The organism is Marinobacter sp. L-46, from assembly GCF_056859535.1.
This window is the reverse complement of record NZ_JBSXOP010000033.1, coordinates 1-7,817: the sequence shown is the minus strand read 5'-3', so window position 1 is coordinate 7,817 and position 7,817 is coordinate 1. Positions and strand designations below refer to the sequence as shown.

At 52.1% G+C, this 7,817-nt stretch carries 4 protein-coding genes; 3 read left to right on the top strand and 1 reads right to left on the bottom strand.

The window, feature by feature from the left end; genetic code table 11:
* The first annotated feature begins 249 nt into the window (after positions 1 to 249).
* The 3 genes from AC13DJ_RS02865 (at position 250) to AC13DJ_RS02855 (ending at position 7,117) form a co-directional block, all read left to right on the top strand.
* On the top strand, positions 250 to 2,040 hold the full coding sequence (locus tag AC13DJ_RS02865) for a phospholipase D-like domain-containing protein (RefSeq protein ID WP_482932842.1): 1,791 nt from the start codon (positions 250 to 252) through the stop codon (positions 2,038 to 2,040).
* Positions 2,037 to 5,696, top strand: coding sequence for a DEAD/DEAH box helicase (locus AC13DJ_RS02860; protein WP_482932841.1), 3,660 nt, complete (start codon positions 2,037 to 2,039; stop codon positions 5,694 to 5,696). The genes AC13DJ_RS02865 and AC13DJ_RS02860 overlap by 4 nt, the downstream gene beginning before the upstream one ends.
* 251 nt (positions 5,697 to 5,947) lie before the next feature.
* The gene (locus AC13DJ_RS02855; RefSeq protein ID WP_482932840.1) at positions 5,948 to 7,117 is read left to right on the top strand and encodes an ADP-ribosylglycohydrolase family protein; all 1,170 of its coding nucleotides are present in this window, start codon (positions 5,948 to 5,950) and stop codon (positions 7,115 to 7,117) included.
* A gap of 117 nt (positions 7,118 to 7,234) precedes the next feature.
* On the opposite strand, the gene AC13DJ_RS02850 is transcribed toward AC13DJ_RS02855, so the two are convergent.
* Positions 7,235 to 7,687 (bottom strand): hypothetical protein, encoded by a 453-nt coding sequence (locus AC13DJ_RS02850; protein ID WP_482932839.1) that lies wholly within the window; start codon positions 7,685 to 7,687, stop codon positions 7,235 to 7,237.
* Positions 7,688 to 7,817 lie beyond the last annotated feature (130 nt).

The window sequence follows — 7,817 nt, the reverse complement described above, 5'->3', positions numbered from 1 at the left end:
AAACGCTGGAAGCGAATCAAGGGGTTTGACCAACTGAAGCTGGTCGTGGACAACGTGCAGTTTCAGGATGGAATACAGGTGGAAGATCAATCTGGCAGGAACGCTGCCTGATGGTCATACACCAGATTTGACAATAACTCGAGGGTTTGGCTCACTAGCTTTGTCATAAATATTGAGTTTATTGAAACCTACGTTTTACCGGTCATTCTTGGCATGGATCCCCCTAAACTGAGAATGGACTATGAGGGAATGCAGCAGGTATTGAGCGAGCGAGGTATCGATGTTCGGGTGTTCTGTGACAAGCGGTTCGTTGAGCCGGATCAGAATAAGCGAACGGCAATTCCCATTCATGGGGTATCGCCAGAACGGTTGTCGCCCAATGCCGAGATCACTTTCTCTGAGCGCAGCCTGTTTCACCCGAAAGTTATCTATCTTCAGGGCGAAAAAGGATCTGTTCTCGGTTCTGGTAGTGCAAACCTGACTGTAGATGGCTGGGGGCGAAACCAGGAGGTTTTCTCCTTTGTGCCGGTCGCAAGCCGAAATATGGCGGAATCGGTAAGAAGTTTCTTTGAGCCAGTATTCGCCAACGTACAGGAACGATTCCCAGACGACTTTCCTGCCCCCGAACAGAACGCAAATCTCGGCATTGACTTCTGCCATAGCCTGGCTGGCGCACCGTTTCTTACCCAGCTGCTTGAGGGTAAAGCGACCGAACTTGCAGTTTGGTCCCCGTATTTTTCCAGAGATATCAGCCACTACGTAAGGAGCCTACAACGTTACGCAGATGCACCAGGTCTCAGGGTTCAGCTGGTACCGGACAGGGTGGATAATCAGTATCTACGCGCAGAATGGAGCCAGGGCCTTTCTGAGCTGCATGGTCATGGATTGCTCTCTTTGCACAAGAGCCCTGTTAAGCGTGATGATCGTAGCTTTATGACTCATGCAAAGCTTTGGAAATCGCCAGAACGGTTAGCGATTGGATCTTGGAATTTCACCCAGCCTGGCAGCAATTTAATTACCGGCAGCAGCGCCCAGAGTCAGAACGTAGAGGCTGGTTTTATTGCCCGTAGTGATGCTTCTTTGGCTGATTTTGTGGGCGAGGCATTGCCGCTTACGGAGTCATTGTTTGCGACGCCAGACCAGATAGAGCAAGAGAGCCTGCGGGTTCCAGAGCCGCCGCCATTTGATCTCCGAGTGGTTTTTGACTGGCAAACAGAGCGCTTTCACATTTCAGGAGTGTGGCTTGGCAAGACAGAGCCTGATGATAACTTCAGACTAGAACTACCCGGGTTTTCGCACTCAATAGAACTGAGCTGGATACCTGATCCTGAAAGTAACGATTTTATTTTGGAGGAATTGGAGCTTCCGGTGACCACCACGAAGCCGCTGTTGGTCAACCGAAGTTACGAAGTGCTCAGTGGTTTAGGCTTCGTAATAAAAGGACTGATCATCGAAACACGCCCTATATTCCGAAGGGCACAGCAGTACGAGCATCTTCGGGATTTGTTAGATGCCTTGGTGCTTACTGGCGGTGAGCCGCCCGCTGATGACGCTACCTACCGGGTACAGGAAGACGTTGATGGGAAGGTGTTGGTAGATGCTTTGGAGTCCGATGCTGTTGGTGCGATTTCTGAATACGAGCACCAATCTACTGATATTAGTTATTTTCGGTTATTTTCCGCGTGCCACCACTACGAAGAGCTGCTGCTCAATTGCAGGGATCAGAAAGAACTGGAGTATTGGGCCTTCATCCGCCCGGGTTGCCTTCAGGAGCTGGTAGAGAAAACGGAGCATCGCATTGAGAGCAGTTTTGTACCTTCGCTGTTCAACTGGTTTCTTGCTCAGGAAGTAAATCAGCTATGCCTTACGGCACGCGCACAGTATTCCCAGTTGCCAGGGAATGGGGCCGATACAACCGCTGAACGGTGGGGAGCTTTACTGGTGGATGAACCGGCGCTGCCGTCATCACTTAGTGATGAGTATCTGGCATGGCTGGCCGATGAATATCACTGCCGAAGTTCACACAGGGAAAAGATATGAGCGAAGCCGATTGGGGCTTGCTAAGCCCGGAAATGGTCTCTGAGTGGATCAATTTCAATGGTGGCCAGAAAGATTGGCACTATAGTGCGCAAGATCGCCAATCCATGCCAGCTAAACAGACTGAAGGTGTGGCCTACCTCTGGAATCTGTTGGCAGAGCAGAAAGTTGCTTTACTGGCGGATGAAGTTGGTATGGGGAAGACATTCCAGGCCCTTGGGGTGGCTGCGCTACTCTGGAAGATGAAACCTGATGCCCGAATATTGGTGATGGCCCCTAACCGGGATCTTTGCCTGCATTGGCGCCGCGAATTTAACAATTTGGTAGCTTCGCACTATCGAGTAGTCGACCACACCGTTAAGAATAGTGTTGATGGTGGTGCAGTTCCCAGCGTTGAAATCTGTAAGTCGTTAGCAGACCTGAACGCCGCAGTTATGCGGGGTGTTTCCCACTTCTATCTCACAACGATTCATTCCCTGAGCGGATTGTTGAGGGGCGAGGAGCTAGATAATCGCAGGCCGGACAAAATCGCCGGGGAGAGGGCCGGAGAGATTCACAAAAGCATCAAGAGCGCCCTTGGGCCTGAGGGTTTTGACCTGATCATCGTGGATGAGGCGCATTACCTGAGAAATATTGACGGTGGCTCGCAGCGTGTTGCTGCCGCCAAGGCATTCTTTGGGACTCAGCAAGATCCGCTCTCGCAAAGAGTGCTGCTGCTAACGGCGACACCCAGTCATACCCGTCTTTCAAATGTGAACAGCATTTTCAGTTACTTTCTGGACTGTGGGGGTGGGTGGCCAAGTGAATCTGACCGCGCCAGTCATCTCCTTAATAATTATGGGTTGCGGCGGATGCGACTCATGGAGGGGAATGGGAAGCTTTTCAGTAAACGCCACTATCGCCATGAAAAGCCGATGCCGGCGACGTTTGTTGGACAGCCCGAGGCTGAGGGCTTCTTTGCCTTGTATCAAAAAGGCCTGGTCGCTGAACTGAACAAGAAAAATGAAAACAAAAGCCTGATGTATGGCTATCTGGAGGGGTTTGAGTCCGTTGGCCGAGATGTCTTAGCGGACGAGGTTTTCAGGCAGGATTCTGAGCGGGACACACCAGACGGCGAGAACGGTAAAAGCGATTATTCGACAGCCCCGGATACAAATCTCCTTATGGGACTGACCGACAGCTTTTATCGGACCTTTAATCGATTTCCCGGGCACCCCAAATACGGACGGTTGATAGAGGAGTGTGTTCCTGAAAAGCAGGATTTGTATCAGTTGCCACTGAGCAACTTGAAACACCTTATATTTGTGCGTCGTATTCCTTCTGTCCGAGAATTAACGCAGCGCCTGAATGAGCGCTACGACCAGCTACTGGGTGAGATTCTGTTTTCGGGGTTAGGGCTATCGTTTTTGGATACTCAGGGAAATCCAAGGCTTAAAACCTTTTCCCGCAATGAGTTTGAACAGCTGCTAGAAAGCACCAGAGCCGGGGTTTCTGAGGATGAAAGTATCGAAATGGATGCCGAAGATGGCGATGCTGACGGTATAGAAGACGATTATTTGGCATCACGGATTGCCCAGCTTTTTGTAGTGAAGAGAGGGGGCGCCGGTGGCCAGACTGATTGCGCAAACGTGCGGCTCCGTTTCACCAAGCCGGAAAGTCTTTTTTCGCTGTTTCTTGAGCCATCCAGTGATTATCTAAAGGGCGGTTACAACTACTTTTACGGTGATTCAGAGCGCACGAGAGCCAACTACGGTTTGGCCGCTCGTTACGAACGGTTTGGCAGCTGGAACAGTGCTGCCGATCTGCGTGAGGCCGTGGGTGAAAATGAAGCGCCGAAAACAGCCTACATACAGGAGATGTTTACTGTTTGGAGACTGGTTTTTGATGAGCTTCCCAGCAAGCTTCAGGAACTAATGCGCGGATGGGCCAACACTAAGAAGCCCGTTGCGGAAAACTTCGCGAACTATATTCAAGCCGGGTTTTTGCACGCGAGCCCAGTGATAGTGGAATTGTATAGCTGGTTTGTGGAGTATCGCCGCAAAGGAAAGATTGACAGTGTGCAGGAACGGTACCGAGGGTTCTATGAGTTCGTTCGGCAGGAAAAAATCAAAGGTTCTTTGTTACTCCGCTACTTTGTCGCTGCCCTGGAAACCTTTGAAGCGCTTTGCGATAAAATTGTTGATCATCGTGCGGGAGACTGGCGAAAGGAATGGCGCAGTTTAAAAGGTTTGACCAGTCCTGCCTGGTACGCCAGTGGCGAAAATAACAGTGCCCGCCAACGCCTCATACTTGGTTTTAACAGCCCCTTTTACCCCAACGTTCTGGTTTCTACCTCGGTATTCCAGGAAGGGGTAAACCTTCACATGAATTGCCATCAGGTTCACCACTATGGAATTGCTGGATCCCCCGGAGATAACGAGCAGAGGGTAGGGCGAATCGACCGTTTGTACGGATGTGTCAATAAGCGGCTGGCAACCGGAGGTGGGGAGCTAGGTATACATTACCCATACCTTGCGGGCTCCGTAGATGAAGACCAGGTTGCTTCTTTCATTGAGCGAAAACATCGGGTGGAGGAGCGAATGGATGCGTGCCTCCAGTCTAGGTTCGACTCTGAATATCGACCGACCTCCATGGTCGGCTGGGGGCAGTTTCTCCGAAAGCCTCTGGATCATTCCGAGGAGTTAGTTGAGGACCCGTACCCGGCTAAGTTTCGACGATTGCATGAGGCAGGATGCGGATACAAGCCGCAAGAAACTCACACCTTTGGTGACATTGCCGAAAAACTGCGTAATCACCTGGAGCGTGCCTGCGATCCGCTCAAAGACAAGATTCTTGAGGCCAACTCTAGTCAGACATCCCCAAAGCCTTTATTTGTTATTGACCCGCTGGTTGAGCGTCGGGAAACAAAGAGGCACCAACCCATTTTTGCGACGTTGGGCTTCTCCCCGAGATTCTCAGCCTTGAGCCCCGACACGGCTTATGTTGTGAGTTTTTCATCGCCTATTGCAAACCGGGCGAATCTGGAAAAGGTGTCTTTACAGAATTTAAATGCACTGATATCCGAGCTTAGTAAACGGTATCCGCTTGTCCGGGTTGGGATTGACGAGGATGTGGGGAACAGCCATTTCTACTTGAGTACCCGGGTAAACTTCCCTCTGTTTGTTCGCCGAGGAAAAATGGAATGGTTCTCCTTGTATGAGGTTCGTATAGGGCTGGAAAGCATCAAGCAGTTTTCCGATGAACTGGAGGCGCAGCTGTTCCATGGGAGGCAGGATCTTACCGTTGCAGAGATAAGCAGCTCTAATATTTCCGGCCCTAAACCTTTGCCGGAGAGATTCATGAGCCAGCGTAACATTAAGCGGGCGGAGGGCGCCTGGAGCTCAGTTGAATCTGAGCTGGGACAAGTCGAGCAACTGATCGCACCGGTATCGGAAGAGCAAATTCACGCTCTGCTAGACCAGACCGCCGGTTCAGCAAAAGGTGCCGATCCAGCACTGAACCTTTTACGGCTTAATAGCCGGTTTCCGTTTGTGAACTTTCGGGAGAAGGGTGCTGGAGAGTTTGAGGTCCAGTTGAATTTTCCGGCGGGAGATTTTCAGGACTCAGAGAGGGCACTCTTGCGGGAGTGGTTTGATTATGTCGTAGGGGATCGTCAATGAAGCGTTTCACTTTTGAACCTCGGTGCTGGTACGCCATGGAGCTGATCAGTTCCGAGTTTGGTCCCAACATCCGGCGCTTTTCACCAATTCAGGTGTACTCCGTCACTCCGGTTGGCGGTGGCAAGCGCCGGTTAGAGCTTTCTTTTTACCATGCGGCCTATCCTGCCGGGGTGCGAGACAAGTTATATACGTTGCAGACGATCGAGCGAACTGAGCATTTTTTATTGGCCTTGGTTGTAGGAACAGAGCGAATGGCATTGTTCATGGAACTGACGGATGACTGGAAAATGAAACATGCGCCAGAAACAGTAACCTCGACTGTGCAGAGCATGCCGGGTCCTGGTAGCGAAGCCAAGCTGAAAGATAAATACACCGCCTGCCTCCTCGGCGGCGCCATAGGCGATGCCCTCGGTGCCTCCGTGGAGTTCATGACTCGCGCTGAAATCCTGAACCGCTTCGGCCCCGAAGGTATAACTGACTACGCCCCGGCTTATGGTGGCAAAGGCAAGATAACCGACGACACCCAAATGACCCTGTTCACCGCAGAAGGCCTGTTGCGGGGCCGAATGCGGGGAGTAAGTAAAGGCATTGCAGGTTTCGACCACACAGTTGCCAATGCCTATCTGCGCTGGCTGGCAACACAGGGCCACGAGTGTCGTGCGGTAACCGCAGAGAAAGACGGCTGGTTGTTTCAGCAGCCAGAGTTGCACAGCCAGCGAGCACCGGGCATGACGTGTTTGAGTGCGCTGCGGGATTACCCGGGTGTTCCAGAGACCGCCGGCAATGACAGTAAGGGGTGTGGCGGGGTAATGCGGGTGGCTCCGGTAGGTCTTTACTGGCGCACCTTCAACGGTAACTCCGGTTTGGAAAGGGTATTTGAAGATGGGTGTATGTGCGCCGGCCTCACCCACGGCCATCCCAGCGGTTATCTGACCGGTGGCGTGTTGGCCATTTTGATCTTTGAGTTATTGAACGACAAAACTCTGCTGGATGCCCTGGGTGCCGCCAAGACATTACTGGTTGCAGAACGCGGTCACGAGGAGACGTTGGCGGCTCTGGATAAGGCGGTTGAACTGAGCCAGTCCGGTATGCCACACCATATCGCTATCCAGGAACTCGGCGAAGGCTGGGTCGCAGAGGAAGCGCTGGCGATTTCTGTTTATTGCGCCCTGGTGGCTGAAAGTTTCGAGCAGGGTATTGTGCTGGCGGTGAATCACGATGGGGATTCAGACTCTACCGGAGCCATTACCGGAAACATTCTTGGCGCCATGCACGGCACCGGTGTGATTCCGCAGCGGTGGCTGGAGCCGTTGGAGCTTCGGGACGTGATTGAGGCCGTCGCGTCCGATTTGTGGACGTGCCAGGAGTGGCATTCTTATATGGATGACGATGGGCTTTGGGAGCGGTATCCGGGGTATTGAGCCAGCCACTTAGCAAGTGGAGTCATCAGTCTCATCGCAGCACCAATATCGCCGCCCAAGCGCAAGATATTTATATCCGAGAACATCTTAACTTGGATATCAGGATGACATTCAGGTTCAGTCTGTAGACGCCAGGCCTTTTAGAACCTGCGGCCAACAAGCCTTGCAGCGGCTGCGCAGTAGGTCACTGTGGCCAATTTCTTTCAGTCCAAAACTGGATGGTTCCAGAAACTGTTTTTCTATCCTGGCGTTGGGCAGAAGGCGCAGAAAATCTTCCACGTTTGCAGGCACGGCGATGTGGTCATCTGTCGCGGTTAGTGACAGCACGGGCGCTTTTATATCCGAATAGTGATGCCGCCGTATTTCCCTTCCAAAACTATTTTCTACATAGCCTGGTGAGCTGCACCACTGTCGCCATTGCCTGGCGACGCCGGCGGGCAGGTCTTCGCCAAAACCGATGAGTTTGGTGGGCCAGTAGCCTTTCACCGCAACGGAAACGGGTTGCCAGCCATGGAACAGCAGCTTGGCTGCCAGCCTGGTTTTGGGTTTCAGGTTGTTGGTAAGCGCCATTAAACCGACCCACTTGCCCTAACCGTATTGAGCCACATTTTTTAAAGCTGGCAGCTCTGCATTCCAGGGCAAGAGAGCTTCCAATTGTTCGAGGGTAACCGCATCAGCGATGTGCGTCAGCACATGGTGG

Excerpts from the sequence above, each read along its gene's own strand:
- AC13DJ_RS02865 (WP_482932842.1), top strand. The coding sequence starts at position 250 with ATGCAGCAGGTATTGAGCGAGCGAGGTATCGATGTTCGGGTGTTCTGT.
- AC13DJ_RS02860 (WP_482932841.1), top strand. The coding sequence starts at position 2,037 with ATGAGCGAAGCCGATTGGGGCTTGCTAAGCCCGGAAATGGTCTCTGAG.
- AC13DJ_RS02855 (WP_482932840.1), top strand. The coding sequence starts at position 5,948 with ATGGCATTGTTCATGGAACTGACGGATGACTGGAAAATGAAACATGCG.
- AC13DJ_RS02850 (WP_482932839.1), bottom strand. The coding sequence starts at position 7,687 with ATGGCGCTTACCAACAACCTGAAACCCAAAACCAGGCTGGCAGCCAAG.